Here is a 24,081-nt window from a genome sequence, read left to right as displayed (position 1 = left end):
ACTGCAACTGGTTTGCATTAACAAACGCACACTCTTGCGATCCACAGGACTCTGTTCGACGTGAAAAAATCCGCCGCTAAAAACAACAAATCCCCATGGTTGCCGCTGGCCCTTGCGCTGGCGGTCAACGTTGCCGTGCCTCAGGCCTTCGCCGCCGATGCGATTCACATTGCGGCACAACCCTTGGGTCAGGCCCTGAGTGAACTGGGCCAGCAAACCTCGCTGCAGGTGTTTTTCAGCCCGGAGCTGGTGGCCGGCAAGCAAGCCCCGGCGGTGGATGGCAATCTCTCGCCGGAGCAGGCCTTGCGCCAGTTGCTGCAAGGCAGCGGCCTCGAATATCAAATCGATGAAGGGTCGGTGACCCTGACGCCGGCGCCAGCTTCCGCAGCCAATGGCCCGCTGGAACTGGGCGTGACCGACATCAAGGTGGTTGGCGACTGGCTCGGCGATGCCGATGCCGCCGTGGTGCAAAACCACCCGGGGGCGCGCACCGTTATTCGCCGTGAGGCCATGGTCGAACAAGGCGCGATGAACGTCGGTGACGTGCTCAAGCGAGTGCCCGGCGTGCAAGTGCAGGATGCCAACGGCACCGGCGGCAGTGACATTTCCCTGAACGTCGGCGTGCGCGGCCTGACGTCGCGCCTGTCGCCACGCTCCACCGTGCTGATCGACGGCGTGCCGGCGGCTTTCGCCCCGTACGGCCAGCCACAGCTGTCGATGGCGCCGATTTCCTCGGGCAACCTCGACAGCATTGACGTCGTGCGTGGCGCCGGTTCCGTGCGCTACGGGCCGCAGAACGTCGGTGGTGTGATCAACTTCGTGACCCGCGCCATCCCGGAAAAAGCCTCCGCGGAAATTGGTACCACCCTGGAAACGTCGAAGCACGGTGGCTGGAAACACATCGACACCGCGTTCGCCGGCGGCACCGCGGACAACGGCATCGGCGTCGCGCTGTTGTACTCGGGCGTGAACGGCAACGGCTATCGCGAGCGCAACAACGGCAACGACATCGACGACGTGCTGCTCAAGACCCACTGGGCACCGACCGATGTCGACGATTTCAGCCTCAACCTGCATTACTACGACGCCAGCGCCGACATGCCCGGCGGTTTGACCCAGGCGCAATACGACGCCAATCCGTTCCAGTCCGACCGCAACAACGACAATTTCAGCGGACGCCGCAAGGACATCTCGTTCAAGTGGGCGCGGCAGATCGATGACCGGACCCAGGCCGAAGTGCTGACGTACTACTCCGACAGCTTCCGTGGCAGCAACATTGCCGCCCGTGATCAGAAGACCCTCGGCTCGTTCCCGCGCACTTACTACACCTTCGGCATCGAGCCGCGGGTGTCCCACGTGTTCGATGTCGGCCCGACCACCCAGGAGGTCAGCGTCGGTTATCGCTACCTGAAGGAAGGCATGCACGAAGAAGCCAGCCGTCTGGCGCTGGTCAACAACGAGCCGGTGGTGCGTCCGGGGTCTGACGGGCATGTGTATCAGGATCGCACCGGGGGTACGGAAGCCAACTCGGTGTACGTCGACAACAAGATCGACGTTGGCAACTGGACCATCACGCCGGGTATCCGCTTTGAGCACATCAGCACTGACTGGCACGATCGCCCGGTGCTCGACACCGCGGGCAAGCGCGTACCGGAAAAGAATCGCAGCATCGAAAGCAACGAGCCGCTGCCGGCGCTGAGTGTGATGTATCACCTCTCCGATGCATGGAAACTGTTCGCCAACTACGAAACGTCGTTCGGCAGCCTGCAGTATTTCCAGCTCGGCCAGGGTGGCTCGGGTGACAGCACCGCCAACGGCCTGGAACCGGAAAAGGCCAAGACCTACGAGGTCGGTACGCGCTACAACGATGACGTGTGGGGCGGCGAAGTGACGCTGTTCTACATCGACTTCGATAAAGAGCTGCAGTACATCAGCAACGACGCCGGCTGGACCAACCTTGGCGCGACGACCCACCGGGGCATCGAGGCGTCGGTGCACTACGACCTGGCGGCACTCGACCCACGGCTCGACGGCCTGACCGCCAACGCCGGAATCACCTACACCCGCGCGGTGTATGAAGGCGAAATTCCGGGCTTCAAGGGCAAGGACCTGCCGTTCTACTCGCGCCAGGTCGCGACTGCCGGCCTGCGCTATGACATCGATCGCTGGACTTACAACGTCGACGCGTTTGCCCAGTCCAAACAGCGCTCGCCGGGTGTGGCGGTGAATGCCGATGGCAGTTTCACCAACAACTACATCACGGAAGGCACCGCTGACGGCCAGTACGGCGACATTCCGGGTTACGTCACCTGGAACGTGCGCGGTGGGTATGACTTCGGGGCGCAACTGTCGAACCTGAAGGTCGGCGCCGGGGTAAAAAACGTCTTCGACAAGCAGTACTTCACCCGCTCCAGCGACAACAACTCGGGCATGTACGTGGGTGCGCCACGTACGTTCTTCGTGCAGGCTAGTGTGGGGTTCTGACCGGTTGGCGGGCCTGATGCACCGCTATCGCTGGCAGGTCAGCTCCCACACTGGTTTTGTGTTCACAAACCCCTGTGGGAGCGGGCTTGCTCGCGAAGCTTTCAAACCTTCAACACTTTCCCGCCAATAGCGACGGCCACCAGCAACAACGCCATCAACCCAAACGCAAAATTCAGACTGCTGCCATGGGCGATAAATCCGATCAGCGCGGGCCCCGCGAGGATCCCTGCGTAACCCAGGGTGGTAATCGCCGGCACAGCGACACTTTCCGGCATGACAGTCTGTTTGCCCACGGCGGTGTACAGCACCGGCACGATGTTCGAGCAGCCCGCGCCCAGCAATGCATACCCGACCAGCGCCCATTCCCAGTTCGCGGCGAAGGTCGCGAGGAATAGACCCCCGGCCGCCGTCAGCCCACCGAACACGATCACCCGGGTCGCGCCGAGACGCCGGACAATCCCGTCGCCGGTCAAGCGCCCCACGGTCATGGTCAGCGCAAACGCGGCATAGCCCAGGCCGGCAAGCGCCGTGTCGATGCCGCGCTCCTGGATCAGGAACACCGCGCTCCAGTCCAGCGCCGCGCCCTCGGCGAGGAACACGATGCAACACATCCCGCCGATGAACAGGACGATGCCATGGGGCACGGCAAACGCCGGTCCGGAACGTTCACTGCCATAGGGCAACATGTGCGGTGCCGCTTTGCACAGGGCGACCAGCAGCAGCACGATCACCGCCAGCGTCGCCCCCAGCGGCGACACCCCGAAACCGAGCAAGGCGCTGACACCCGCCGCGCCGACAATCCCGCCCAGGCTGAACAGCCCGTGAAAACCCGACATCATGGTCTTGCCGCTCGCCCGCTCGACGATCACCGCCTGCAGGTTGACGGTCGAATCCACCGTGCCCAGCCCCGCGCCGAACATGAACAACGCCGCGATCAGCGCCGGAATCGACGACACCGTCGCCAGCAGCGGCAGGGCGGCACAGATCAGCAACGTCCCGCCGACCGCCACCCGCCGGCAACCGAAACGCGTGGCCAGCAGCCCGGCCAGCGGCATCGCCAGAATCGAACCAACCCCCAGGCACAACAACAGCAGGCCAAGGGTGCCTTCATCGAGCCCGGCCCGGGCCTTGGCGTAAGGCACCAGCGGCGCCCAGGCGGCAATCCCGAATCCGGCGATGAAAAAAGCCACGCGCGTGGACATCTGTTGCTGGCGTCCGGGCACGAAGGTGGCCCGGGTGTTGAGGTTGGTCATATCGATCCTTGGCAAAAAACGTCGCGTCCCCAAGGGACAGTGACTCACCGATGAGGTTCGATCAGCGTCCGGACGGTTTCGCGTTGAGGCACGGTGACATCCTTGCACAGCCCTTCGCTGTTTCGCGATATGTTGTTGCCTTCGATGTGTGGACAGGAGGCGCCATGACGCCGTTCTACGATGCCCGCGGCAATATCTACGCGGTGGTGGCGCCGGACGCGCTGCGCCACCAAGGAATCGATCTACCTGGACGGGCCAGCCTCGCGGCGCAAACCCGTGCGACCTGGACCTCGGCGGCCATCGAGGCCTTCTGTGCCTGGGCGCCGGGCACGCAACCGCCCGGCAGCAAGGCCCATCGCAGCGACGGGCTGCTGGTCGGTCCATTCCAATCCGCGCCACCGTTCGATCTGTTGATCGTCAACACCGACGGCAGCCTGGCCGAGCGCAGCGGCAACGGGCTGACGATTTTTTCCCAGGCGCTCAGCGATCAAGGACTGTTCCCGCGAAACCAGGCGTGTCTGCTCAGGGTTCATCATGACAAGGCCGATACGCGCTCACCGGGGGAAACGTCGGTGACCTCTGCGCGCGTCGAGGGCGTGCAGGGTTTCTGGCTGGACCTTGGCAAACCGGGGTTCGGCCCCGCGGCGGTCAGTGCTCAAGGGGTTGCCGGCGTGACGTTCAACGGTCGTGAACTCAGCCATGTGCAATCGTTGTCGGCATTGAATCCGGCCTGGTCTCGCAGCCAGTTCGTGCGGGTCGGCAATCCGCATTGCGTGACCCTGGTGGATGATGTCGCAGACTTGCCGGCCAATGAGCTGATGCGCGAAGCGGGATGGTTGGAAGGATTGACGCGGATTGCCTACGCGATGCCGACCGGCGCAGGCCGGCCGTGTCCGGCGGGGATCAATTTGCAGTGGGCGATGCGCGAGTCGCCGCAGCGAATTGCGGCGCGGGTGTTCGAGCGCGGGGAAGGGCCGACGGCGTCGTCCGGCACCAGCGCGACGGCGGTGGCGTGTGCGGCGTGGCGAGTGGGGTGGGTTAAGGCGGGGGAGGTGAAGGTGGTGATGCCCGGTGGTACGGCGCCGATTTTGTTGGAGGAAGTGGGTGGGGAGTTGAGCCGGGTCAGCCTGTTTGGTACGGCGCGGTTGATGGGGTGAACCCAGCATCGCCTTCGCGGGCAAGCCCGCTCCCACAGAGGATGTGCGTACACCTTGATCAGTGTGGGAGCGGGCTTGCTCGCGATGGCGTCAGTCCAGCAAACACAAAACTCAGCGTGGATCGCCGAAAAACTCCACCACCGGCATCTGCCGCTTCATCAACACCTTCCCACCGCGCACTGAATACAGCGGCAAACCCTGGCTGCGAATCACCTCGTAGTCACTGTCCGCCGACAGGATCAGCAAATTTGCCGGCCGTCCGCGTTCCAGTCCATAGCGATCCCCCAGGGCCAGCGCCTTGGCACTGTTGTCGGTAACCAGGTCCAGCGCACTTTGCAGGTTGCGATAGCCGAGCATGTGACAGATGTGCAGCCCTGCTTCAAGCACCCGCAGGATGTTGCCGTTGCCCAGTGGATACCACGGGTCGACGATCGAGTCCTGGCCGAAACACACGTTCATCCCCGCTTCGAGCAACTCGTTCACCCGGGTCACGCCACGGCGTTTCGGGAAGGTGTCGAAGCGCCCTTGCAGGTGAATGCTTTCGGTGGGGCAGGAGACAAAACTGATCCCCGAGTGCCCGAGCAGGCGGAACAGTTTGGCGCAGTAAGCGTTGTCGTAAGAGCCCATGGCGGTGGTGTGGCTGGCCGTGACCCGCGAGCCCATGTCGCGGCTGCGGGCTTCTTCGGCCAGCACCTCGAGAAAGCGCGAATGCGGGTCGTCGGTTTCATCGCAATGCACATCCACCAGGCAACCGGTGCGCTCGGCCAGGTCCATCAGGAACTTCACCGAACTCACGCCTTGATCGCGGGTGTACTCGAAATGCGGAATCCCGCCGACCACATCGGCGCCCATGCGGATCGCCTGTTCCATCAGCTCCCGGCCATTGCGGTACGACTCGATGCCTTCCTGGGGGAACGCGACGATCTGCATATCGACCAGATGCCGGGTTTCCTCGCGCACCTCGAGCATCGCCTTCAGCGCGGTGAGCTGCGGGTCGGTGACGTCGACGTGGGTGCGCACGTGCTGAATGCCGTGGGCGGCGAGGGTCTGGATGGTTTTCCTGGCGCGGGTCCTGGTGTCTTCCTCGGTGATCGTCACCTTGCGCTCGCCCCAGCATTCGATGCCTTCGAACAGCGTACCGCTCATGTTCCAGCGCGGTTCGCCGGCGGTCAGCGTGGCGTCGAGGTGAATGTGCGGCTCGACGAAAGGCGGCACCACCAGGTTGCCGCCGGCGTCCAGGTCATCGGGCCCGAGGCTCGGCGCTTCGGTCTGTCGGGCGATGCTGCTGATCAGGCCGTTTTCCAGGTGCAACTCATGCAGGCCTTCTTGGTTGCGCAGACGGGCGTTGATGATGTGCATCAGGCGAATCCTTCTATGAATCTGGTGCGTTGGCGGCGCGGGCTCGAGGATATTGACCACGATAGTCAAAGAAAATGTCCGCCTTGATCATGCCACCGATCGCTCCTACAGGGATTGGGTTTGTTCAGGCAGCGTTCTGCAAAGGCAGGAACCGCAGCAGGGCGGCGACGATGGCTTCCGGCGCATCCTCTTGAACCAGGTGCCCGGCATTGGGAACGGGATGAAACTGCGCCCTCGGAATCAGCTGCTGCAGCGCGCGGCCACGTTCGATCGGAATCCACTGGTCATCCTCACCCCAGAGAATCTGCACCGGACAGCGGATCGTCGGGTACAGCGGTTCAACCTCGCGGGTATAGCGCTCATCCATCTGCGCGATCTGTCGATAAAACCCCGCCTGCCCCGGCTCGCCGATCCACGGTTGCACGTACGGCGCGAGCTCCTGGTCCGGAATCTGGCGCTTGATCGCCCCACGAATGTACGCCGGCACGATCGCCCGTTGAATGTAATCCGGCACCCCGCCGAACGCGGCCTCGTGCTGACGCACATGCTGCACGAACGGCGAACCCCACGGTGACAGCGCCACCGGGTCGATCAGGGTCAGGCTGCGGTAATCCTTGCCGTTCAGCAGATGCGCGCGCAGCACCGTGGCGCCGCCGAAATCGTGGGCGACCACGTCCGGACATTCCAGGCCCCAATGCTCCAGCAGCTGCGCCAGCAAGTCGTTCTGCACGCCCAGGGAAACATCACCGTCGGGCTTTTCGGACAGCCCGTAACCCAGCAGGTCGAAGTAGTGCACCCGGTGCGAGGTGATGAAATGCGGGGCAATCCGGTGCCACACGTATGAAGAGAACGGCGTGCCATGCACGAACACCAGCGGTGGGCCATCGCCCCGTACGGCGTAGCGAACCGAGTGCCCGTTGAAGCGATAGGTCTGAGCGAGCGGCCAGTCAGTCATGGGTGCGTTCTCTTGGCGGGGGCGAGCCAAAAAGCATAGGCAAAAAAAACAGCCCTGAGGGCTGTTTTTGTGTCACTGACGAAACGCTTGTTTTACTGTAGGAGCGAGCTTGCTCGCGATGAACCTGAGGACACCGCGGGGCATCAGACGCCCCCAGCGTTATCGTTGACGTCCATCGCGAGCTCGCTCCTACAGTAGGAAAGAGGAGCCGGTTATTCGCCGCGGTAGATGCAGCCGCTGGTGCACGTCTCGTGAATGCGGATCGCGCTGAGTTCCGGCAACAACGGTTTCAGTTCACCCCAGATCCACTTGGCCAAGACTTCGCTGGTCGGATTCTCCAACCCCGGAATGTCGTTCAAATAGTTATGGTCCAGACGCTCGTACAGCGGCTTGAAAATCGCCTTGATCTCGGAAAAGTCGCGAATCCAGCCGGTGTGCGGATCGAGATCGCCACTCAGGTGAATCGCCACCTTGAACGAGTGACCGTGCAGGCGGCCGCATTTGTGGCCGTCCGGGACGTGGGGCAGGCGGTGGGCGGATTCGAAGGTAAATTCTTTGAAGATTTCCACGGTATGACCTGTAGGGATTGAATTTAGAGGGGTTGGAGCGAGGAGTAGTTTCTGGTGTACTGATCAATGTACTGATTGGTCGTTGCTGGGTGTCAAATCGATCATCCATTGAGCGATGGCCGACTGGCGCCAGGCAACCGAGTTTGGACCTATTCTAACCTGTTTTGGGAAAGTGCCTTCCCTGATGCGACGATAAACCGTGTTACGGCCCAGCCCGGTGGTGTGAAGCACCTCGTCGAGGCGCAGGAACCGATCAATGCTTTCGGCTTGCTTGTTCATCTCAACCCTCCTTGCTCATGGCTGCGAGTAGTTCGTCACACTTCTTGACGACTGAATCCAGATTGGCCTGGCGCAGCGGGCGATAGGTCGCCATGCACTGACGGTGTTCGTCGGCTTCGGTGTTGGCCGAGTCACGCAAGGTTTCGAACAGCTCCAGATCGCAAAGCACCTTGCCTTCACGCTCCCGGCGCAGCGCATCGTTCTCGGCGAGCAGAGCCTGAGCGATGGAGTGGAACTGACGGCGCGACAATTCGCTGCTCATCGCCAACTCAAACGGCATGCCGATGGCGCCTCTGGTGATCTCGCTCATACCATCTTCCTCCCAGCTTCACGCTTGGCCTTGTTCCAGCCATCAATCCATTTATTCTTGGAATAGGTCAGCGTGCCATCTGGTCGTTCATATGGGTTGCTAGTCAGAGGCTGGTTTTTGAGAAACGCCGCATAACCCTGTTCGAAACAGTTGATTTTCTGTCCGTGCAATTCAGCAGTTGCCATGGCGTTCCACCTCGATGCGTTTCTGAATGCCTGCCCGATAGCCTTCAGGCCTGAGCGCGGCAGTGCGCTGGATGTTCTCGATGACGCGCTCGACGCCGCCGAATCGCGGATCTACTTGGCGCCCGGCCTCGATCAACTGATCAGCCAGGTTCCAGCCTTCTCTTTCTTCAATGCGAGACATAGGGATGCTCCATGCCGCGCGTGGCGGCAGAAGGTGGTTACTGGGTGGCTTTGGCGATGGCTGCGTCGACGAGCTTCATCGCTTTCATGGCATTGCTGTTGCCGGGTGGCAGGTAGTCGCCCCAGAGATCGCGAGCGGCCTGAAGGGCGGCCAGCATCTCCGGCGCTGCCGAGATCAAGCGAGCATCTGCTGGGCTCTGGCAGGCGAAGTAGCCGTCGATGTTCTTAAGGAAAAGGTTTTCCTCACCGTGCCTGCCGCTGAAGGTTACGCAATCCTTCATCCGTCGATGGACACCCCAAGGACCAGGAGTAATTGGTTTTTCGGACATGGGAATTCCTCGCCCGCCGCACACCGGCAGGCTCTTGTGTGGGGTAGGGGTTAGGCTGTTGCGGCGTCGTGGAAGACGTCCATCTGCGCAGCACCGTCGAGCCAGGCAGTGTCGATCCGGCGTCGGGCCATGGCGGCGTACTCGGGGTTCAGTTCGCAGATGATCGAGCGGCGACCCTCCTGCATCGATACCAGCGACGTGGTACCGGCACCGCCGAACGGGTCGAGCACGACACCGCCGCGCGGGGCCCCCGCAAGAACGCAGGGCCTGATCAGGTCGGGCGGGAATGTTGCGAAGTGGGCGCCCTTGAAGCTGTGTGTGGCCACAGTCCAAACGCTACGTTTGTTCCGGGTGTGGCGAGGGCCTATTTTGTGAAGCGAGCCGCGTAGGTTCGAGTTTTCGGTAGTGCGCTCGCCAGGTAGCGACTCAATCGGCGACACGTTCCCAGGGCCTCGCGGCTCTACTGCTTCTTCGGCGATGGCGTCCTGATCGAAAAAATACTTCTTCGATTTGCTCAGCAGGAAGACGTACTCGTGCGACTTGGTGCACCGGTCCCGGACGCTTTCAGGCATCGGGTTCGGCTTGTTCCAGACGATGTCCTGACGCAGGTACCAGCCCTCATCCTGCAGGGCAAAGGCCAAGCGCCACGGCATGCCCATCAGGTCCTTCGACTTCATGCCCATCTCGCGGCCGCGCACGCCGGTACCGGATTTGAAGCGCGGGTGTTCGTTGATCTGGCGGGCCGATGTGACGCTGCGCCCGGACATCTGGCCGTCACCTTGAGGCCTGCCCTGGGCGCCCCAACTGCCGGCGTAGCTGTCGCCCATGTTCACCCAGGCCGTGCCATCGTCGCGGAGTACGCGGCGCACTTCCCGGAACACTTCGACCAGGCGGGCGATGAATTCGGCCGGCGTTTCCTCCAGGCCGATCTGCCCATCGACACCGTAATCGCGCAAGCCGAAGTAGGGCGGTGAGGTGACGCAGGTGTGAACTGACTTGTCCGGCAGGGTCCGCATCATGTCGATGCAGTCGCCGACCAGTATGCGGTGCTGTTCTGTCATCACCGCTTCCCCCTGTAGCAGTACACGTAGGCGAACCAGGCGAGGGCGATCATGGGGTCACCCGACGAAATGAGACCGCCCAGACCCACGGGTTGGCGTCCCAATTTTCCTGCCCGTTGATGCCCGCCCAGAGATCGTGGAAGGCCCAGACCGGCGTCTTAAATCCGAACTGATGCCAGTCATCAACGTTGGAGGGGTCGTGCGGGTGCCAGTGCCAGCCGCCTCGTACATGGGGAATGATGCCCTCGGCCAGCGCCTGCTCATCGCTGATGTCCTGCAGCCGCTCGACGCGCACGTCGGTGATCTCCAGCAGGATGCGGCTGGCCGCGCGAGGCGTGAAGATTGCCGGGCGCTTCCACCATGCCGGTGTGACGTCACCGCGCTGCCCAAGCTGGTAGTTCTGCGGCGGCTCGAACTGATACACCTTGTTCAGATCGAGTGTCATGTCCACGAAATGCCATTCATCACGACCCTTCTTCTGGCTGAACCGCATCTCCCACCGCCCGAATGCGTAGAACGTCTCGCGCACCCACAGCCGGTCGCCCGGTTTGCCGTAGGGACAAAGGTCAGCATTGCCTGGCAGTGTCAGAAACGCGGGTTCAAACCCGGCGGCCAGGCAATCCAGCGCCGGACGTTTCTTCACCTCGCGCCGCGTGACTGTCTTCCGGTCTTCCAGGGTGGCGCACACCATCGGGGCCGAGAACAGGATGGGGCGCTCTTTAATTGCGGTCATGCAGTGACCTCGCAGGCGGATGCTCTCGCGGTGATGATTTCGTCGATGAGCGATTGAGGGAGTCTTGCGGCGAACTCGCCTTCCGACCACGACAGAGGTTCGGACTGGCGGATCATCTCGTTCAGAAGTTCGAATGCCGCAAGCAACTGGTCGTCTCGGATCTCGCCGTCTTCCGGCAAGTCGTCGCAGAAGACGTCCGACGGATCGATCTCGCGAGGCATGTTGGGTTCGCAGATGCAGAGCTGCAGGTCTGCCAGATCAATGTCACTGTCGATGAGGTAGTCGCGCAGACTCTCTTCGTCGAAGAAATACTCGTCGCCGTCAAAGAGAACCAGCGGCTCGCCTGCCCACTCTTTGACCGGCATCGCCGTGAACTTCGCTTGCCGGCTTTCCTGGTGGCACGCCTCGCACCAGCTGCGTACCTGGTAGACAGGATGATCCGGATTCTTCTCACAGCGTCGATGAGTGGAGCCACACCAGCGAGCCATATGCTCATCGTTTCCCCAGAAGCGGCCGTCGGCGCCGACCCAGCCGGTGACTGTTTGAATACTGGCCGCCTCGGGTGATTCGTACATCACAACCTTTTCTTCAGGCATGACTGTTCCTTTGCCGCTATAGCGGCTGACTTTGAAGGGGGAGGGAGTTACTGGCTGTTGTGCATGAAGCAGCAGGCGAGCACAACAGTGAAAAGTGACAGCAGAGACAAGCTGGCGACGATGGTCATTGGTTAGCCCTCATAGACCGAAGCTGGCTGTGGAAGGTTGAGCGGTGGAAGCCGACGTGCCGCTCGACGTCGTACCAAGTCGATCCTTGAGCTCGCATGTCGAGCGCCAAGGCCATGTAGTCCGCCGTGCACTGCTTTGGCTTGCCCTTATTCCCCAGCACAACCCCTGCCTGGTTCAGATACCGCACAACGGTCGAATACGAGCATCCAGCCGCATCAGCAATCTCTTCGGCGCAATGCCCCGCTGCATTCATCGTGAAAATCAGCCCGATCGAGTCAGGCGATAGCTTGGCTGTCATGGTCATTCCTCCGAGCGTGTTCCAGTTGGCGGGCTTTCGAACAGCGTTCGTGGTTTCCGGCGCTGCGGGGCTTTCGGCACTGGTCACAGAAGAAATGGAGTTCCATGTAGCCGGCGTTCAGCTTTCCTTTGGATGACATAAGGCCTCCGGAGATTGGGCTATTTTTTCGGATAGGTTTTTGTCAGCGCGCCGTTGACTGCGTGTCCGCGCATCAGAACGACATTGGCCAGCTTTTCTCTGTCTTTCTCGCTGTGACTTGCCTGACTGAGCAGGCCGAAATAGCTGTTGGCGGTCTCCCGCAGATCCTCGGCGGACGCAGCAGCGGTCCGTTTCAGGGCCTGCGCCAGAGAGCGTTTCCGTGTCGTTCGCCGCCACGGCTTGATAACGTGGCCAACGAAGTCGACGCCCCGATCGACCGGCTGAAGGATGGTCTTCGTCGGGTTCAGCTTGGCGCCAAGGCTGGGTAGGAATGCTTCGACCTCAGCCTTCCAGACATTGAGCTGCTGCGGCGACTCATGCAGGAACACGAAATCATCGACGTAGCGGACGTAATGCTTGGCGCCGAGCTTGTGCTTGGCGAACTGGTCCAGCGCATCGAGGTAGACGTTCGCGAAGAACTGCGACGACAGGTTGCCGATCGGCAAGCCAAGATGTGCAGGCTGCGCGGTGAGGCGCTTGTGTTGCGGTACTCGATTGAACAGATGGGCCGGGCTGCGCACCTCGTAGTCTTCGCGTGGGTCGTGCATCAGGATCTGTTCGGCGAGTGCCAGCCACCACGGCTCAGTGATCTTGGCGGCCAGTTGCCGCCGCAGAACCTGCTTGTCGATCGCGACGAAGAAGTTGGCCAGGTCCAGCTTGAGATACCAGCATGGCTTCGACCAGTTCTGGCTGGCGCTGCGAATCTTCGCCTCAAGACGGGTAGCGGCGTACAGCGTGCCGCGCCCCGGAATGCAGGCGCAACTGTCCGCGATGAAGCTGGCGTAGAGGCGCGGGGCCACACGGTTGTACAGAAGGTGGTGGACGACGCGGTCCCGGAACGCTGCGGCCCATACCTCGCGGGCTTTGGGCCGGGTGACCACGAAACAGATGGAACGGCCCGGCCGGTAGGTGCCGGCGATCAAGTCGTCGTGTAGACCGATCAGGTTCTTTTCCAGATCCATCTCGAAAGCCAATGCACTGGCGCTGTTGCGCTTCGTGCGGCGGCAGTCGTAATAGGCCTGAACAAGCTCGCTGAACGGGTAGGGACCAACAGTCGAATCTGCGGACGGGGCGGACGCGGAGCTCGTTGTTCTTGTCGTTGTTGTTCTGATTGCCATCATCGAAGTTCATGTTGAATGCGTTGTTGGCGGAGCGCTGCGACCGATCGTGCTATCTACGTCGCCACGCCGAAGGCAGAGCCGATCAACGAGGAAACTGCGCGAGACCTGCACGGACGCTTTAGACCGTCGGTATCTCTGATGCGCATGGCGGTGACCCAGAGGCCAGCGGCACGACCAGATTCAATTCGCACAGACCTGGAAGCCGTGACTCTCAGGTGGCGGGCGCGGTTGGGGTAGAGCGTTTCCAGGCTGAAGCCTGCTTACCGATGGAGGATGTGACCTCTATCGCCGTCGCATGCTGCCCGACACTGATAAATCGGCTCTCCTTGAAGAGTCGCATCAGGAACTCGATCACCTGGACCTTCTCGACTAGCAAGGTCAGGTGTGGGCTCTTGTCCCGGGTCGAGTTGGCCCGGGCAATCAACATCAGCACGTCGATACACTCATCAATAACGCGCTTTCCGAGAGACTGCTTTAGGTCTCGGGGGATGTTGCGAGTTAGGTTGGTGGCCATGAGTAGCAGGCCGAGTGAGGACTTGTAGATCGATAATTCAGTGTGCATTCCCATTGCAGTGAATCTCCTTGAAGAGCAACCGGTCGCAAGCGACCGGATTGAATAAATGAATCAATCGAATAATTGGCTGCGGACGGGGCGGACGCGGAGCTCGTTGCCCTCGTCGTCGTAGCCCTGACCGCCATCATCGAAGAGCATGTAGAATGCGTGGTTGGCGGAGCGCTGCGAAGAAGACCAATACCATGCGTCGCGGAAGGCCTCGGCGCCACCTTCTCTGAAGGCTGACAGAGAGGTCTGGGTCGGCGAATCCGCGCTGTAAAGCAGGCCTACCGGCTCGCTGTTTGGGTTGTCGCCGTTGCGGCTGCTCGCCCAGTTCTCTTCGGTGGTAGGCTTGAAGTGGCGATACTGCAGCTCTTGCACGTCTCGGGCCGGGATTGCCCAGTCAGTGAAGCCGCCGATGTCCAGGCCCAGCACCTTTTGCGCCAGTTCACTTCCGCCCGACGCCATGGCTTCGGTGTTGGCCCGACTGTTGGTGAAGCTGTCAGCGCCTTCGATCTTCTCGCCATACTTTCCCCAGTCACCGACCAGTTCGTGCGCGGCGCCGGCGGTGATGTTCAGGTAGCGCTTGCCGGTGTCAGGATCGCGGGTGATGCCGGAGAAGAAGCCGCCGCCGAATGGCTGGCCGATTTCCGGGATGGTCACTGCGGGCACTGCTTTCTCAACTGCGGACATGGTCTTTCCTCTTTTCGAAGGCAACAAAAAAGGCGCTGCTGCGCCCGGTGCCGATCAAGAACGAATGAATGAAGGATTAAATAAAGAATCTGCGGACGGGGCGGACGCGGAGCTCGTCGTCCTCGTCGAGGCTGCCCTGATAGCCAACACCGAAGTACACGTAGAATGCGCTGTAGGCGGAGCGCTGCGTTGACGACCAGTAGTAGCAATCCTGCGCGAACACCTCAGGGCAGTTCAGCCAGCCCTGGTACAGCTCGGCGCAGGCTGGCAGGTAGAAATCATGATGACCATCGGCCTGGTACTCGGCGCAAGCATCAGCTGCTGGATGCTTTCTCTCGTCATCATTGCCTATCAGCACCTGGGTATTGGTGTAGCCGTCGGTCTTGCTGAGGCCTTTCAATTCAATGCCGCGGCCGCCCCATTCGTGATCACCGATATCCGCCTTCGCGACTATCAGGTAATGCGCCGGTACATCGCCGCGGGCCGCAACCAGCCCGCCGTTGTACCCGCCTTGGCCCGGCCATTCAGCGCCGAGTGAAGGAATAGTTGATGGCGCAATCGGTTGAACAGTTGCAGCTGGCGGCAGCACTTGGGTAAGCATCCCTGCGATCAGCATCTGCACCATGCGCTCCGGCGCACCTTTGATCTTGACGCCCTGCGCTTCGATAGAGATCGTTTCGGCTTTCATACTGATACCTCCTTGGGTTTAGAGAAGAAGGCCGGATGAGGCCCTGCCCTGCGTTTCGGATAGTTGATGTCGAACTTGTCCAGGATGCGGACGAAGGTCTTGAAGCCGACGCCGGCCTGCTGCATTGCTTGGTGGCGCGAGAGGCCGATCTCCATGAATGCCTTGATGCGCTCGGCATCGTTGGCGTCCTTGGCCTCGTCCGGAATGTGTCGCTTCAAGTTGTGGCTAGTGTTATTCGCGGCGGGTTGAAACTTGAATCCAGCGTCTACTGCGATCTTCTGCAACGTGCGCAGACAGAATCCAGTGGCTTCCACTGCCTGGGAGTAGGTCATTGTTTCGGCCAGCTTGCGGATTCTGGCGACCATCTCGATTCGCTCCCTTGCCCGAGCGGCGGCCCGCTCTTCGCGCTCCAGTTCGCGCAAGGTGATCTTGTCGAGTTTGCGGGGTGCAGGCTCGGGAGCTTTGGCCCTGACCGGCGATATCTTACGAGGCGGCTCATGCCTTACTGGTGGCGGAACAAAGCTCGGCCCCTGCAACACCTCAATAGTCCCTCCTTTATTCAAGAAGGCCTCCTGAAGCAGGGCCAGTTCGTGGCGTTGCGGATCGAGCATTTGGATCATGCTCAGTTCAGTACTGACATATGCGTTCATGCTGCGATCCCCAGAACCCGGTTCATTCGGTCATCGAGAAGTTCGTAGAAGGTCTTCACTCGCTCGCTGAGCTTGCGGATCAAAACCTCATCGCGGTACGCGCGCTTGATGAATAGCGGCATTCCCGGCCAGTAGCAGACAAAGTCGATCCACTCACGCTCAGAGACCCAAAGGCCTCCTTGGCACTGAGCAACGTGCTCTTTCGGGATCTCGTCCGAGAGAATCACTTCCACCTGAAACTTTGGGAGTTTGGTTTTTATCTCAGTGAGACCTGGCTCGCCGACCAGCGAATCCGGTGAGTAGCCGATACCGTGATTCAGGATGATCGCGACCTGCTGCGTCTTCACCTCGCAACGTTCCTGGTACAAGCCACGAGCAACAGCTTCAAGTTCGTGACCGCGCTCGGTGTGCCGGTTTCCCATGAAGGGATCGGCAGCCTCGCCGGTTATTCGCTCTCCGATCAGAGTGTTCATGTAGGTGAAGGCGCCGGTGCCGAAGCCCGCTTCGCCTTTGCCATTCACCAGCAGGCTGTCCAACTCGGAGCACGTCACGATGCCCAGCCGGAGATCCAGCCATTCCTGAGAACCCTGTTCGATATTGGTGATGATTTGCATGATCTACACCTGCTGGTTATTGGTTGCCGACTTGGTGAGGGCGGCAAGGACGCCGTCAAAGTTCGCCCTGGTGATGCTGGTCGGTTCCCCGTATAGGTCCGCGAACTTGCCCTGAGCTGTCTCGCTGCACTTCTTCAATAATGCGGAGAGTTGGGCGGCCTGACCTGCTGTGATGAGTAGCTCGGCAACAGGCGCTGGATCTCCGTTGCCATCGTTGTCTTCATTCACCATAACGACGTTAAAGATGTTCATCGTTAGGTAGCGACGGGCGTAGCTGTTGGTGGACCCGTGAGCATGCACTCCCGTCTTGTTCGTTTTTCCGCCAATGCCAGTAGCGTCCAGCGGTAGATCAATCTGGTATTGCTTCGTGTGTCCCTGGTCATGCATCACATCGCACACAACGCGGATGTGTCCGGCGAGAGGCGAGTCGCTTGTGCCAAAAGAAAGGGAAAAGCCTTGTGCGGTGTAGACAGGGCTGATTGCCTGATCAATGTCCTCAAGCTTGGCGTAGGAGCTATTGGTCTGGGTGTTCAAGGACCGTCGCACTACCGGGCGTATGTTCTGTTGAGCACATACCATTGCAGCGTTGAATGCGGCGGAGGCTTGGCGGTCGACGAAGCGCTCATGCATCTGCATCAAGCGCTCCATTTTGTCGACATCTACCGTGGGGTCGGCGGCGGCGCGCTGGATCATCTGAATCATCATTGCCGACTCGGTGGCCGGCGCTACGCTGGCCGGCGCCGAAACCCGCTGGACAGATTGGTCTTCGGCGAGAGCTACTTGGGACATAGGGACTCCATCGCGGCGTGGTGCCGGCTGATGATCAATAGGAAATGGTGATTGCGGGAATCTTACGCTGAGCGATAAGGGTTACTGCCTGCTTGGCGCAAGCCTCAGGCATCCCGCCAGCAATGAATGCTTCAAGAGCAGCTCTGTTGATTTTGGCTTTATGTGCTTTGTCGGCCTCGCGGGCTTGAGCCTGTTCCAGCTCAAAGGCAACTGCTGCGGCTTGGCGGGCCAGTTCATTCTGGCGGGCTTGTTCCACTGCCTGTTCTTGACGCTGAACCGCGGCGATTCGCTCTTGTTCCGCGCGCTGCTCGGCTGCTAACTGATCAGCCTTGGCCTGTGCTGCCTGGCGTTCGGCTTGCTCGGTCTGAAGCTGGAGTTGCAGGCGCTGACGCTCAGCCAGTGCTTCGGCATCGCGAGCTGCTTGCTCAGTTGCACGCTGTGCTGCAGCGGCCTGATCAATCAGCTCCTGCTCGCGTCGTGCGGCGGCGTCACGCTCCGCCTGTGCGCGCTGCTCTGCCTCGATACGGGCCTGCTCGGCGGCTACACGGGCGATCTCTGCTTCTCGGTCACGCTGGGCCTGTGCTTCGGCCTCAGCGCGCAGCCGGACTAGTTCGGCCTGCTCGGCTTCGTATTGCTGGCGGGTGACGAGCAGCGCCCTGAGAGTTGCCAGCGACTTGTCTTTGGCTTGCGCGGCTTCTGGCAAGTATTCTTCCCAGCTATCGTCGAGCGCGACCAGTTCTAGGTCTTCGATAACCTGCGCCACGAATGCGGCCGTAGGCGTCTCAGCAAACATCGCAAGATCCTTGATGCGCTGAATACCGTCGTTGTGAGCACCAACACGTTGATCTTCTGCCGCCTGCCAGTCATCCAGTGGCTTGCGGACTTCCTTCTGCCACGACTCCAGGATGTCCCACACGCGCTTGCGCTCGGCGTCGATCTTCTTCGGGATCTCCTTCTGCTGAGCTGAGATCTCTTTGCCGACGGCTTCCAGAGCTGTTTTGGACTTGGCGATCTGGTGCGCCATGGAGGCATAAGCATCGCGGCCTTTCTTCGTCTTGAGATCGGGGAGGATCTTCTGGAACTCGTCGACCTTCACGCGGACCTGCTGCAGCCATGGCTCAAGGCCGTTGGCGGTGCTGAAAACGGCTAGCGCTGTTTCCTTCGGCGGCACGACGGCCAGTTGAGTTTCTTCAGACATGACAGGTTCCTTCCGCCATGCAGGCGGCGTATGAGTTCGAGTTATTGGGTTAGCTGACCTGCGTAGGCGCTGGCCAGCATTACGAATATGGCGCCGAGGAGGACGACTGCGGATCCGCGCCAGAACCAATACCGCTTGGCTCGCTGGTATTGAGTCATGCTCAATCCCTCATGTACTGAACCGGAACGAAGGTGTACTGCTCCTGCCCGTGGTGATGGACAAGCCAGAACTCCATGTCGATTCGGTTCATCAGTTCCTGGAAGGTGTAGACGCGGGTTGCGAGGCGTTTCATGGCTATACCTCGATGAATCGGCCGCGGGGATCAATGGCCCAGTCGCCTTCCAGGAACACTGAATTGTCGCGATCTATGTGACCATCTGCTTCTTGCCTTGCTTTGATCGCACATTCGGCGTGCTGGGTCCGCCATTGGCCTTGGTGGCGCTCAAAGTGGCCAGCGCCGGCCGGAACATTGCCGTGGCACCGGTAGCAGACGCCAGCGTATTTATTCCTCATGGCGCCACCTTGCAGGTCCACCGACCCGCGCACTTGCATGGCTGGTCGATCCATTTCACGTCGGCCAGAAACACGAAGCCCCGATTTCTCAGGGCTTCAACGATTCCTACAAATGATCCTGCGATGATCGTCATGCCGCACTCCTTGGCCGATGCGCGATGGCGACATTCAGCCGTTTGCAGTAGTGGTCGAACTCTTCGAGAGTGATCCGATGGGTTTGCATGAAAGCGTTGATGTTGCGCTGCACAAGCACTTCGTAGCCTTCGGGGCAGCCGGCATGGCTCAGCTCATCGAGGTCTTGGTCGATCAAAATGTGGGGGCTCATGCTGCGTCATCCTCGGCCTGAGCCTTGAGTGCGTCGTCGGCCAGCGGTTCGAGCAGCGACTCGGCGATCTCGCCCAACTTACCCAAGGGGTGATCGGAGCGGCCAAGCAGTTCGGCAGTGGCAGTCTTGTCGGTCTGTCCACGCTCGGCGGCGATCAGCAGCCAGCCCAGCGCCGAAGTGCCGATTTCGCAGTCAGCGAGGCGTTTGTTAACGAATTCATCTACTGCCAGGGCGAACTGATCCGAAGTCACACCCTGAGGCTTACGCATACGGCGCTGGAAGGTCACACTGACGCCACGCAGCAAGTCTTCGGCGGCGTTATACAGCCACTCTGCCCGCGCTATCTCCTGCGGGCTCTCGCTAACTGGAGGCGGCTGACGATTTTCGTAGTTCAACTGAGCAATCAATGCTGCGTTCATGGTCGCCTCCAGAATTAGATGTAGTGTTCGTAGCCGCCGCCATCGCTGGCGCCAAAGTCCATGTCGGACATGCCGTCGAGGATTTCATCGCCGACGTATTCAGTGTCTCGGCGTTCTTCGCGGCGCTCATGAAAGACGGCGTTCTGACCGGTGCGCTTTTCCTGCTTTTTGGCCTTACACGACTTGGAGCAGAACTTTGCCCAGCCTCGTTTGCGGTCAGCGATTCGCGCACTGAAGGTGCCTTTGCACCATGCGCAACTCACTTCAACTGTTGCGACCATGGCGACCTCCAGTGTTCGGGCTAGGCGATATACCCGCCTGGCATAGTGGTAACGACCTTCTTGGCGACAGGGTCATGCATCCGACCTTTGGCGCAGTCGTGGACGTCTGGGCGGGGCTTGCGGGGTGAGGGGGTTGTGCGTTTCATGACGCCACCTGCTGAACCGCCTCGCGGAACCTCGACGGCGCCCAGTCGCACGACTCGTCTTCTGCGATGTGCCCGAACATCGCGATGCAGCGCTTTGCGTACACACAGTCGCCGCAGGTCTTTCCTTCCGGCAGGTTCATCTTGTCAGCGTCATCCGCAGAACGCGGATACGGAACTCGTTGTTCGCCCATCACACTCACCTCCAATCGCCTAATAAAAAGCCCGACCGAAGTCAGGCTCTACCTTCCCTATGTCACGATCGGGCGCATGAGGCGTCGGATCGATGGCTGTCTGTCACATGGCTGCAAATCCTCCGCGTTGAGTTGAAGTGTTAGGAAGCTGCATTGGAATGTCGGTCCAGACTCGTACGATGGCTGCGTCCGGGCAGTCGCATTGCTCACCATCTAAGAACTGCTTTTTTCATGGCCCGCCGACATTCCGATACAGCCTCTCCATCACCATGGAGATATCGGGCAGTTTTCGTCAGGCGGACGTGTACGGAGATCAAAAGCAATAAATGAAGAATCAAATAGGCAATCTGCGGACGGGGCGGACGCGGAGCTCGTCGCTCTTGACGGTGCCGTCCTGACTGCCATCACCGAAGTACACGTTGAATGCGTTGTCGGCGGAGCGCTGCGAACTCGACCACACCCAGCCAGAAAGTTTGCCGTTGAGGTTAAGCCATATCTCGTACAGCTCCGCTGCGGATGGCAAGTAGAAGTCAGAATGGCCTTCGGCTTTGTGCTCGTAGGCTGCAACTGCGGCTGGATATTCGCCATCGGAATTGACCAGGGCTTCGGTGTTCGCCATCCCGTCAATCAAACTGGTTGCTGGCGACTCATCGCCGTATTGACCCCATTCGAAACGGCCCAACTCGTCGCCGAGGATCAGGTGATAGGTTTCTTCGGTTCCACGGGCAGGCATGACGCCGGCGTAGATCCCGCCTTGGCCAAGCCAAACTTCACCAATGGCTGGCGGCTGAATGCTTTGTGCTGTGTTCATTTTGATTTCCTGTCGGGGTTGTTCGTGGCTTTCGAATGCCTCCCGGGGTGTGAGAGGCATTTGTAAAGCCAGATGGCCAGCCTGAAACAGCAGGAAGCCATCTGATATCCGGTCGCTCTCTACTGGAGGCAGCGACTGGGTGTTGCGTCAGTGGTGTTGATGCAGGGGGCCGCATTGCGCGGTGAAGAATCGTCCGCATCGGGGTGTGATCTACGCGAGGTCGTCACCTCTGGCTTTGCCTGCCGCCGCGCTTTGTCGACGGTGCTCAGTGGCTGGCCTGATTACGAGTCAGGTGCCTTGCTCTGCTGTAGATCACACCCCGATGCGCTCTCATAGAGAGGATCGGGTGGGTTCAAGGCAGCTTTCAGCGTGACCACCCACGCTCTCAACCATCGCTGCATAAGGGCAGTTTTCGTCAGGCTGACGGGGAACAGGCTCATGCATTCCGTTTCAATCGCTGAGTGAGCAGCTACGCGGTTTGCAGTGGGGCCTGGTCCTCTTGCAGCATCAGCCCATGCTCGCGGCAGAACTTGATCTCTGCGTCGTATCCGGCACGGCTCAGGACCTGCTGGCCGTGCCGGTCGTAGATGGCCCGGTGGTAGCCGACGCCACTCCTGCGCGGCGTTCGCTCGACCGTATAGCCGTGTCGCTCGAAGCAGCCGTTTGGGCTGTTTGGATATGGCATCGTCTTGCACTCCTGAGCGGTTTATTCCCCGTCTGGCCCTGTTGCCAAGGCCGGTTGGTGAAATCGTCATGCAACAGCTTTGCAGTCAGCCGCTGTCATGCGCTGGCCGTCTTCCAGCTCGACCACGCACACGCCGTTGGTATAGCCACGCTCCACGTTGAGCCGGTTGGCCTCGCGGATGCAGGCGTCCAGGTCTTCGTCGGCGAATAACTGCTGTTCACCGCGAAGAGTGATGCGAAGGACCTTGTTCATCGTGTTGCCCTCGGTGATTTTCCCAATGCACCCGTCACCAGGTGCATCAGTGAAAAGGCCCGTCATGCTGCAAACAGATCGTGCCGCTGCGGCAAACGATCAAGCCAGGCACACACCTTTTCAGCAGCTTCATGCTGGTTGGCGTTGCCTAACTCCTGGACGTACTCGCGAGCCTCCTGAGCGAAGCGATCCCGGTCAGAGATGACGCTCAACGAGTGCTTCAGCACGAAAACAATTCCTCCTGCCAGCCAATCGGCTTCGCTCATAGCGACGTACCGAGATCGGCAAATCCGCGCTAACCGAATGTGTTCTTGCACAACGTCTTTCACGCTCATGATCAATCTCTCTTTGGATTTCCAATGCCGCCTCATCGAAGCGGCATCAGTAAATCTGTGGGTCTTGCTCAGCAAACCTTGCGTGTCGAATCCCGATCACGGAAGCAGGCTGTCTTTCATAACTCCCCCAGACTTTTTGCCGGGCTGTTGCCGAGGCGTAGGGCGGAGTGTTGCTTGGCAGGTTTAAAGAGCGGCGGTCCCTTTCAGGCCCTGGCGCCTCGTTGTTCTGTGGCGTTGAACAGAATTTAGCTTGCTGCTAAAGATGCGTCAATAGCTCATCGCTAAATAGTTGCGAAAAATTTAGCAGGGGGATAAAAAGGAGGCGTACTAGGTCTTAGCCAATAGAGAAATAAGTCTCGGCTAGATAAAGAAAATTGCGGGAGGTCGTATGGCAGGCGTGAAGGTTCGAGCTTCGATAGAAGCGAAGTGGGATGACCAGGAGATAAAGATGAGCGTGTCTACTACCGGCGAACTTGCGGCCCTTGCGGTCAGACTTTTAGTTGAGGAGGTGGGTACTGATGCGGCCAGGCAATTGATCCGTGATGAGCTGGGCGTCTATCGAACGGATTATAAGGGCGCTGGGATTGACCAGCGCACCGCCAAGAAGGAAGGCTAGGGCGTTACAGAGTCCGACCGCGACCACGCGTCGATCGAATCGTTGACCACCAGAAAACGAAACCAATAATTCGAATGGATTCCGCAGCCTCGTCAGCCGAGTAGATTTCGTCTGGGTGTTCTTCTGTATTTTCGGACCGAAGACGCAGACCACCACCTGGCTGACGATAGAGGTACTTCACTCGTAGCATGCCGCCGTGCTCAATTGCATAGATCTCCCCGTCAATGACCTGAGTTGTTCCCCTGTCAATCCCAACCGTCGACCCCGGCAGTATTAGTCGCGACATGCTGTTGCCCGCGACCGTGGCCGCCATCGCGTTTGCTGGCTCAACGCCGGCATCTCTTAAGGTAGATCTTGAAAGCCTGATGCATCGCCCTGGCACTGGCTGCACTGCCATTGCACCGCTGCCCGCAGAAATTTCAACTTCCTTATAAAGGGGCACTTCTACCTCCTCTTCCTCGAGTGGCGTTTCACTATCCCAAGGGGAAATTTCCCCTATCAGATGCAAATCGCTCTCCCGCGCTATCGGCAATCGAACGACATTGTTTAGCTCCGGGTGATCGACGGCGTCGTGTACCTGGTCAAGCCATCCATGCGGAAGTAGCTCGGCCATCTCAACTCGACGGGCCATGACGTCACCCACGCTGCGAGTGGCGTTGTCCGACAGCATCTGGCTTAGATAGGACGCGGAGGTGCCCCACAGGTCGGCACACTCTGCTTTAGATCGCCCTTTGAGAAGCGCGGTCATGTTGGTTCGGCGAATCGATTTGATATCCATACCTTCAGGATTACAGCCCGGCGCTAACTTTGAAATATACATGCGGCTAAACCCCACTTGCCTTTAGTTTAGCGGTGCGCTAAATTCTCCTCGTATTCAAAGGAGAATCCCCATGTCCACCCAAGTCCGAGACTGGCTAAACAGCCACACAGACGATGAGCGAACCGCGTTAGCGGACTCCGCCGGCACGTCTGTTGGTTACCTCTGGCAGCTTGCCGGTGGCCATCGAAAAGCATCCGTAGAGCTAGCCGTCCGCCTAAACAAGAGCAGCGACGGCGTCCTAACCCTCGAAGGCATGCGTCCAGACCTCCACGAACTTCTTTCCCAACCTAGTACCGCCGATTTCGC

34 protein-coding genes are annotated in these 24,081 nt (G+C 60.0%); 3 read left to right on the top strand and 31 right to left on the bottom strand.

Translation table 11 applies throughout. The annotated features are described in order from the left end of the window. Window positions 1-60 precede the first annotated feature (60 nt). Window positions 61-2,484, top strand: a complete 2,424-nt coding sequence (locus tag NTD84_RS03455; RefSeq protein ID WP_262163593.1) for a TonB-dependent siderophore receptor — start codon at window positions 61-63, stop codon at window positions 2,482-2,484. Between the two features lie 101 nt (window positions 2,485-2,585). On the opposite strand, the gene NTD84_RS03450 is transcribed toward NTD84_RS03455, so the two are convergent. Further along, window positions 2,586-3,737, bottom strand: a complete 1,152-nt coding sequence (locus NTD84_RS03450; RefSeq protein WP_262163592.1) for an MFS transporter — start codon at window positions 3,735-3,737, stop codon at window positions 2,586-2,588. 164 nt (window positions 3,738-3,901) lie between these two features. Between NTD84_RS03450 and NTD84_RS03445 the strand changes: the two genes are divergently transcribed. Beyond that, complete coding sequence (locus NTD84_RS03445) at window positions 3,902-4,894, top strand: diaminopimelate epimerase (protein WP_262163591.1); 993 nt, start codon at window positions 3,902-3,904, stop codon at window positions 4,892-4,894. Window positions 4,895-5,005: 111 nt separating this feature from the next. On the opposite strand, the gene codA is transcribed toward NTD84_RS03445, so the two are convergent. The 29 genes from codA to NTD84_RS03300 form a co-directional block, all read right to left on the bottom strand. Continuing rightward, window positions 5,006-6,253, bottom strand: coding sequence for a cytosine deaminase (codA, locus tag NTD84_RS03440; protein ID WP_262163590.1), 1,248 nt, complete (start codon window positions 6,251-6,253; stop codon window positions 5,006-5,008). Window positions 6,254-6,377: 124 nt separating this feature from the next. Continuing rightward, window positions 6,378-7,208, bottom strand: coding sequence for an alpha/beta fold hydrolase (locus NTD84_RS03435; RefSeq protein ID WP_262163588.1), 831 nt, complete (start codon window positions 7,206-7,208; stop codon window positions 6,378-6,380). A 212-nt stretch (window positions 7,209-7,420) separates the two neighbouring features. Continuing rightward, window positions 7,421-7,777 (bottom strand): 6-carboxytetrahydropterin synthase QueD, encoded by a 357-nt coding sequence (gene queD, locus NTD84_RS03430; RefSeq protein ID WP_028621713.1) that lies wholly within the window; start codon window positions 7,775-7,777, stop codon window positions 7,421-7,423. Window positions 7,778-7,840: 63 nt separating this feature from the next. Beyond that, a complete protein-coding gene (locus tag NTD84_RS03425; protein WP_262163586.1) occupies window positions 7,841-8,056 on the bottom strand; it encodes a helix-turn-helix transcriptional regulator in 216 nt (71 codons plus the stop codon). Between the two features lies 1 nt (window position 8,057). Continuing rightward, a complete protein-coding gene (locus NTD84_RS03420) occupies window positions 8,058-8,366 on the bottom strand; it encodes a hypothetical protein (protein ID WP_262163584.1) in 309 nt (102 codons plus the stop codon). Beyond that, entirely contained in the window at window positions 8,363-8,551 is a 189-nt protein-coding gene (locus NTD84_RS03415; RefSeq protein WP_262163581.1) for a hypothetical protein, read from the bottom strand. Before NTD84_RS03415 ends, NTD84_RS03420 begins: the two co-directional genes overlap by 4 nt. Beyond that, on the bottom strand, window positions 8,538-8,732 hold the full coding sequence (locus NTD84_RS03410) for a hypothetical protein (RefSeq protein WP_262163580.1): 195 nt from the start codon (window positions 8,730-8,732) through the stop codon (window positions 8,538-8,540). Before NTD84_RS03410 ends, NTD84_RS03415 begins: the two co-directional genes overlap by 14 nt. Window positions 8,733-8,769: 37 nt before the next feature. Then, window positions 8,770-9,060: a hypothetical protein gene (locus tag NTD84_RS03405; RefSeq protein WP_262163579.1), complete on the bottom strand. Its 291-nt coding sequence runs from the start codon at window positions 9,058-9,060 to the stop codon at window positions 8,770-8,772. Window positions 9,061-9,110: 50 nt separating this feature from the next. Further along, complete coding sequence (locus NTD84_RS03400; protein ID WP_262163578.1) at window positions 9,111-10,121, bottom strand: DNA-methyltransferase; 1,011 nt, start codon at window positions 10,119-10,121, stop codon at window positions 9,111-9,113. A 49-nt stretch (window positions 10,122-10,170) separates the two neighbouring features. Next, window positions 10,171-10,854: a hypothetical protein gene (locus tag NTD84_RS03395; RefSeq protein WP_262163577.1), complete on the bottom strand. Its 684-nt coding sequence runs from the start codon at window positions 10,852-10,854 to the stop codon at window positions 10,171-10,173. Beyond that, complete coding sequence (locus NTD84_RS03390; RefSeq protein WP_262163576.1) at window positions 10,851-11,450, bottom strand: hypothetical protein; 600 nt, start codon at window positions 11,448-11,450, stop codon at window positions 10,851-10,853. Before NTD84_RS03390 ends, NTD84_RS03395 begins: the two co-directional genes overlap by 4 nt. A 124-nt stretch (window positions 11,451-11,574) precedes the next feature. Next, entirely contained in the window at window positions 11,575-11,877 is a 303-nt protein-coding gene (locus NTD84_RS03385; RefSeq protein WP_262163575.1) for a helix-turn-helix domain-containing protein, read from the bottom strand. Between the two features lie 158 nt (window positions 11,878-12,035). Next, window positions 12,036-13,196, bottom strand: a complete 1,161-nt coding sequence (locus tag NTD84_RS03380; RefSeq protein ID WP_262163574.1) for an RNA-directed DNA polymerase — start codon at window positions 13,194-13,196, stop codon at window positions 12,036-12,038. A gap of 211 nt (window positions 13,197-13,407) precedes the next feature. Then, window positions 13,408-13,764 (bottom strand): four helix bundle protein, encoded by a 357-nt coding sequence (locus NTD84_RS03375; RefSeq protein ID WP_262163573.1) that lies wholly within the window; start codon window positions 13,762-13,764, stop codon window positions 13,408-13,410. 57 nt (window positions 13,765-13,821) lie between these two features. Further along, window positions 13,822-14,442 carry a DUF1566 domain-containing protein gene (locus NTD84_RS03370; protein WP_262163572.1) on the bottom strand — a complete coding sequence of 207 codons (621 nt, stop codon included), beginning with the start codon at window positions 14,440-14,442 and terminating at the stop codon, window positions 13,822-13,824. Between the two features lie 76 nt (window positions 14,443-14,518). Continuing rightward, a complete protein-coding gene (locus tag NTD84_RS03365; protein WP_262163571.1) occupies window positions 14,519-15,130 on the bottom strand; it encodes a DUF1566 domain-containing protein in 612 nt (203 codons plus the stop codon). After that, window positions 15,127-15,780 carry a hypothetical protein gene (locus NTD84_RS03360; RefSeq protein WP_262163570.1) on the bottom strand — a complete coding sequence of 218 codons (654 nt, stop codon included), beginning with the start codon at window positions 15,778-15,780 and terminating at the stop codon, window positions 15,127-15,129. The genes NTD84_RS03365 and NTD84_RS03360 overlap by 4 nt, the downstream gene beginning before the upstream one ends. Further along, complete coding sequence (locus NTD84_RS03355; protein WP_262163568.1) at window positions 15,777-16,394, bottom strand: YqaJ viral recombinase family protein; 618 nt, start codon at window positions 16,392-16,394, stop codon at window positions 15,777-15,779. Before NTD84_RS03355 ends, NTD84_RS03360 begins: the two co-directional genes overlap by 4 nt. A gap of 3 nt (window positions 16,395-16,397) precedes the next feature. Continuing rightward, the gene (locus NTD84_RS03350; protein ID WP_262163566.1) at window positions 16,398-17,183 is read right to left on the bottom strand and encodes an ERF family protein; all 786 of its coding nucleotides are present in this window, start codon (window positions 17,181-17,183) and stop codon (window positions 16,398-16,400) included. Window positions 17,184-17,217: 34 nt separating this feature from the next. Next, window positions 17,218-18,381 carry a hypothetical protein gene (locus NTD84_RS03345; RefSeq protein WP_262163565.1) on the bottom strand — a complete coding sequence of 388 codons (1,164 nt, stop codon included), beginning with the start codon at window positions 18,379-18,381 and terminating at the stop codon, window positions 17,218-17,220. A gap of 160 nt (window positions 18,382-18,541) precedes the next feature. After that, window positions 18,542-18,673, bottom strand: a complete 132-nt coding sequence (locus NTD84_RS03340; protein ID WP_262163564.1) for a hypothetical protein — start codon at window positions 18,671-18,673, stop codon at window positions 18,542-18,544. 351 nt (window positions 18,674-19,024) lie between these two features. Then, on the bottom strand, window positions 19,025-19,219 hold the full coding sequence (locus NTD84_RS03335) for a hypothetical protein (protein ID WP_262163562.1): 195 nt from the start codon (window positions 19,217-19,219) through the stop codon (window positions 19,025-19,027). Further along, on the bottom strand, window positions 19,216-19,638 hold the full coding sequence (locus NTD84_RS03330; protein ID WP_262163561.1) for a hypothetical protein: 423 nt from the start codon (window positions 19,636-19,638) through the stop codon (window positions 19,216-19,218). Before NTD84_RS03330 ends, NTD84_RS03335 begins: the two co-directional genes overlap by 4 nt. A gap of 14 nt (window positions 19,639-19,652) precedes the next feature. Further along, window positions 19,653-19,919 (bottom strand): hypothetical protein, encoded by a 267-nt coding sequence (locus NTD84_RS03325; protein ID WP_262163559.1) that lies wholly within the window; start codon window positions 19,917-19,919, stop codon window positions 19,653-19,655. A 142-nt stretch (window positions 19,920-20,061) separates the two neighbouring features. Beyond that, window positions 20,062-20,256 carry a hypothetical protein gene (locus NTD84_RS03320; protein ID WP_262163558.1) on the bottom strand — a complete coding sequence of 65 codons (195 nt, stop codon included), beginning with the start codon at window positions 20,254-20,256 and terminating at the stop codon, window positions 20,062-20,064. 334 nt (window positions 20,257-20,590) lie between these two features. Then, the gene (locus tag NTD84_RS03315; RefSeq protein ID WP_262163557.1) at window positions 20,591-21,067 is read right to left on the bottom strand and encodes a DUF1566 domain-containing protein; all 477 of its coding nucleotides are present in this window, start codon (window positions 21,065-21,067) and stop codon (window positions 20,591-20,593) included. Window positions 21,068-21,536: 469 nt separating this feature from the next. Beyond that, the gene (locus tag NTD84_RS03310) at window positions 21,537-21,752 is read right to left on the bottom strand and encodes a hypothetical protein (protein WP_262163556.1); all 216 of its coding nucleotides are present in this window, start codon (window positions 21,750-21,752) and stop codon (window positions 21,537-21,539) included. 66 nt (window positions 21,753-21,818) lie between these two features. Continuing rightward, window positions 21,819-22,004 (bottom strand): hypothetical protein, encoded by a 186-nt coding sequence (locus NTD84_RS03305; RefSeq protein ID WP_262163555.1) that lies wholly within the window; start codon window positions 22,002-22,004, stop codon window positions 21,819-21,821. Between the two features lie 62 nt (window positions 22,005-22,066). After that, window positions 22,067-22,339 carry a hypothetical protein gene (locus NTD84_RS03300; RefSeq protein WP_262163554.1) on the bottom strand — a complete coding sequence of 91 codons (273 nt, stop codon included), beginning with the start codon at window positions 22,337-22,339 and terminating at the stop codon, window positions 22,067-22,069. Window positions 22,340-22,727: 388 nt separating this feature from the next. On the opposite strand from NTD84_RS03300, the gene NTD84_RS03295 reads away from it, so the two are divergent. Further along, window positions 22,728-22,955, top strand: coding sequence for a hypothetical protein (locus NTD84_RS03295; RefSeq protein WP_262163552.1), 228 nt, complete (start codon window positions 22,728-22,730; stop codon window positions 22,953-22,955). 4 nt (window positions 22,956-22,959) lie between these two features. On the opposite strand, the gene NTD84_RS03290 is transcribed toward NTD84_RS03295, so the two are convergent. Continuing rightward, entirely contained in the window at window positions 22,960-23,775 is an 816-nt protein-coding gene (locus NTD84_RS03290) for a helix-turn-helix transcriptional regulator (RefSeq protein ID WP_262163550.1), read from the bottom strand. Window positions 23,776-24,081 lie beyond the last annotated feature (306 nt).

This window comes from Pseudomonas sp. 14P_8.1_Bac3 (genome assembly GCF_025466085.1).
Taxonomy (GTDB): Bacteria; Pseudomonadota; Gammaproteobacteria; order Pseudomonadales; family Pseudomonadaceae; genus Aquipseudomonas.
This window is presented reverse-complemented; position numbering and strand designations above follow the sequence as displayed.

What these genes read in the sequence shown, in the direction of transcription:
- NTD84_RS03410 (WP_262163580.1), bottom strand. Translation starts at nt 8,732, where the DNA reads ATGTCTCGCATTGAAGAAAGAGAAGGCTGGAACCTGGCTGATCAGTTG.
- NTD84_RS03325 (WP_262163559.1), bottom strand. Translation starts at nt 19,919, where the DNA reads ATGGTCGCAACAGTTGAAGTGAGTTGCGCATGGTGCAAAGGCACCTTC.
- NTD84_RS03395 (WP_262163577.1), bottom strand. Translation starts at nt 10,854, where the DNA reads ATGACCGCAATTAAAGAGCGCCCCATCCTGTTCTCGGCCCCGATGGTG.
- NTD84_RS03365 (WP_262163571.1), bottom strand. Translation starts at nt 15,130, where the DNA reads ATGAAAGCCGAAACGATCTCTATCGAAGCGCAGGGCGTCAAGATCAAA.
- NTD84_RS03385 (WP_262163575.1), bottom strand. Translation starts at nt 11,877, where the DNA reads ATGACAGCCAAGCTATCGCCTGACTCGATCGGGCTGATTTTCACGATG.
- NTD84_RS03435 (WP_262163588.1), bottom strand. Translation starts at nt 7,208, where the DNA reads ATGACTGACTGGCCGCTCGCTCAGACCTATCGCTTCAACGGGCACTCG.
- NTD84_RS03320 (WP_262163558.1), bottom strand. Translation starts at nt 20,256, where the DNA reads ATGGGCGAACAACGAGTTCCGTATCCGCGTTCTGCGGATGACGCTGAC.
- NTD84_RS03345 (WP_262163565.1), bottom strand. Translation starts at nt 18,381, where the DNA reads ATGTCTGAAGAAACTCAACTGGCCGTCGTGCCGCCGAAGGAAACAGCG.
- NTD84_RS03305 (WP_262163555.1), bottom strand. Translation starts at nt 22,004, where the DNA reads ATGAACAAGGTCCTTCGCATCACTCTTCGCGGTGAACAGCAGTTATTC.
- NTD84_RS03420 (WP_262163584.1), bottom strand. Translation starts at nt 8,366, where the DNA reads ATGAGCGAGATCACCAGAGGCGCCATCGGCATGCCGTTTGAGTTGGCG.
- NTD84_RS03370 (WP_262163572.1), bottom strand. Translation starts at nt 14,442, where the DNA reads ATGTCCGCAGTTGAGAAAGCAGTGCCCGCAGTGACCATCCCGGAAATC.
- NTD84_RS03375 (WP_262163573.1), bottom strand. Translation starts at nt 13,764, where the DNA reads ATGGGAATGCACACTGAATTATCGATCTACAAGTCCTCACTCGGCCTG.
- NTD84_RS03350 (WP_262163566.1), bottom strand. Translation starts at nt 17,183, where the DNA reads ATGTCCCAAGTAGCTCTCGCCGAAGACCAATCTGTCCAGCGGGTTTCG.
- NTD84_RS03300 (WP_262163554.1), bottom strand. Translation starts at nt 22,339, where the DNA reads ATGAGCGTGAAAGACGTTGTGCAAGAACACATTCGGTTAGCGCGGATT.
- NTD84_RS03390 (WP_262163576.1), bottom strand. Translation starts at nt 11,450, where the DNA reads ATGCCTGAAGAAAAGGTTGTGATGTACGAATCACCCGAGGCGGCCAGT.
- NTD84_RS03415 (WP_262163581.1), bottom strand. Translation starts at nt 8,551, where the DNA reads ATGGCAACTGCTGAATTGCACGGACAGAAAATCAACTGTTTCGAACAG.
- NTD84_RS03295 (WP_262163552.1), top strand. Translation starts at nt 22,728, where the DNA reads ATGGCAGGCGTGAAGGTTCGAGCTTCGATAGAAGCGAAGTGGGATGAC.
- codA (WP_262163590.1), bottom strand. Translation starts at nt 6,253, where the DNA reads ATGCACATCATCAACGCCCGTCTGCGCAACCAAGAAGGCCTGCATGAG.
- NTD84_RS03450 (WP_262163592.1), bottom strand. Translation starts at nt 3,737, where the DNA reads ATGACCAACCTCAACACCCGGGCCACCTTCGTGCCCGGACGCCAGCAA.
- NTD84_RS03335 (WP_262163562.1), bottom strand. Translation starts at nt 19,219, where the DNA reads ATGAGCCCCCACATTTTGATCGACCAAGACCTCGATGAGCTGAGCCAT.
- NTD84_RS03400 (WP_262163578.1), bottom strand. Translation starts at nt 10,121, where the DNA reads ATGACAGAACAGCACCGCATACTGGTCGGCGACTGCATCGACATGATG.
- NTD84_RS03425 (WP_262163586.1), bottom strand. Translation starts at nt 8,056, where the DNA reads ATGAACAAGCAAGCCGAAAGCATTGATCGGTTCCTGCGCCTCGACGAG.
- NTD84_RS03445 (WP_262163591.1), top strand. Translation starts at nt 3,902, where the DNA reads ATGACGCCGTTCTACGATGCCCGCGGCAATATCTACGCGGTGGTGGCG.
- NTD84_RS03355 (WP_262163568.1), bottom strand. Translation starts at nt 16,394, where the DNA reads ATGCAAATCATCACCAATATCGAACAGGGTTCTCAGGAATGGCTGGAT.
- NTD84_RS03315 (WP_262163557.1), bottom strand. Translation starts at nt 21,067, where the DNA reads ATGAACACAGCACAAAGCATTCAGCCGCCAGCCATTGGTGAAGTTTGG.
- NTD84_RS03310 (WP_262163556.1), bottom strand. Translation starts at nt 21,752, where the DNA reads ATGCCATATCCAAACAGCCCAAACGGCTGCTTCGAGCGACACGGCTAT.
- NTD84_RS03380 (WP_262163574.1), bottom strand. Translation starts at nt 13,196, where the DNA reads ATGATGGCAATCAGAACAACAACGACAAGAACAACGAGCTCCGCGTCC.
- NTD84_RS03290 (WP_262163550.1), bottom strand. Translation starts at nt 23,775, where the DNA reads ATGTATATTTCAAAGTTAGCGCCGGGCTGTAATCCTGAAGGTATGGAT.
- NTD84_RS03330 (WP_262163561.1), bottom strand. Translation starts at nt 19,638, where the DNA reads ATGAACGCAGCATTGATTGCTCAGTTGAACTACGAAAATCGTCAGCCG.
- NTD84_RS03360 (WP_262163570.1), bottom strand. Translation starts at nt 15,780, where the DNA reads ATGAACGCATATGTCAGTACTGAACTGAGCATGATCCAAATGCTCGAT.
- NTD84_RS03405 (WP_262163579.1), bottom strand. Translation starts at nt 9,060, where the DNA reads ATGTCCGAAAAACCAATTACTCCTGGTCCTTGGGGTGTCCATCGACGG.
- NTD84_RS03340 (WP_262163564.1), bottom strand. Translation starts at nt 18,673, where the DNA reads ATGAAACGCCTCGCAACCCGCGTCTACACCTTCCAGGAACTGATGAAC.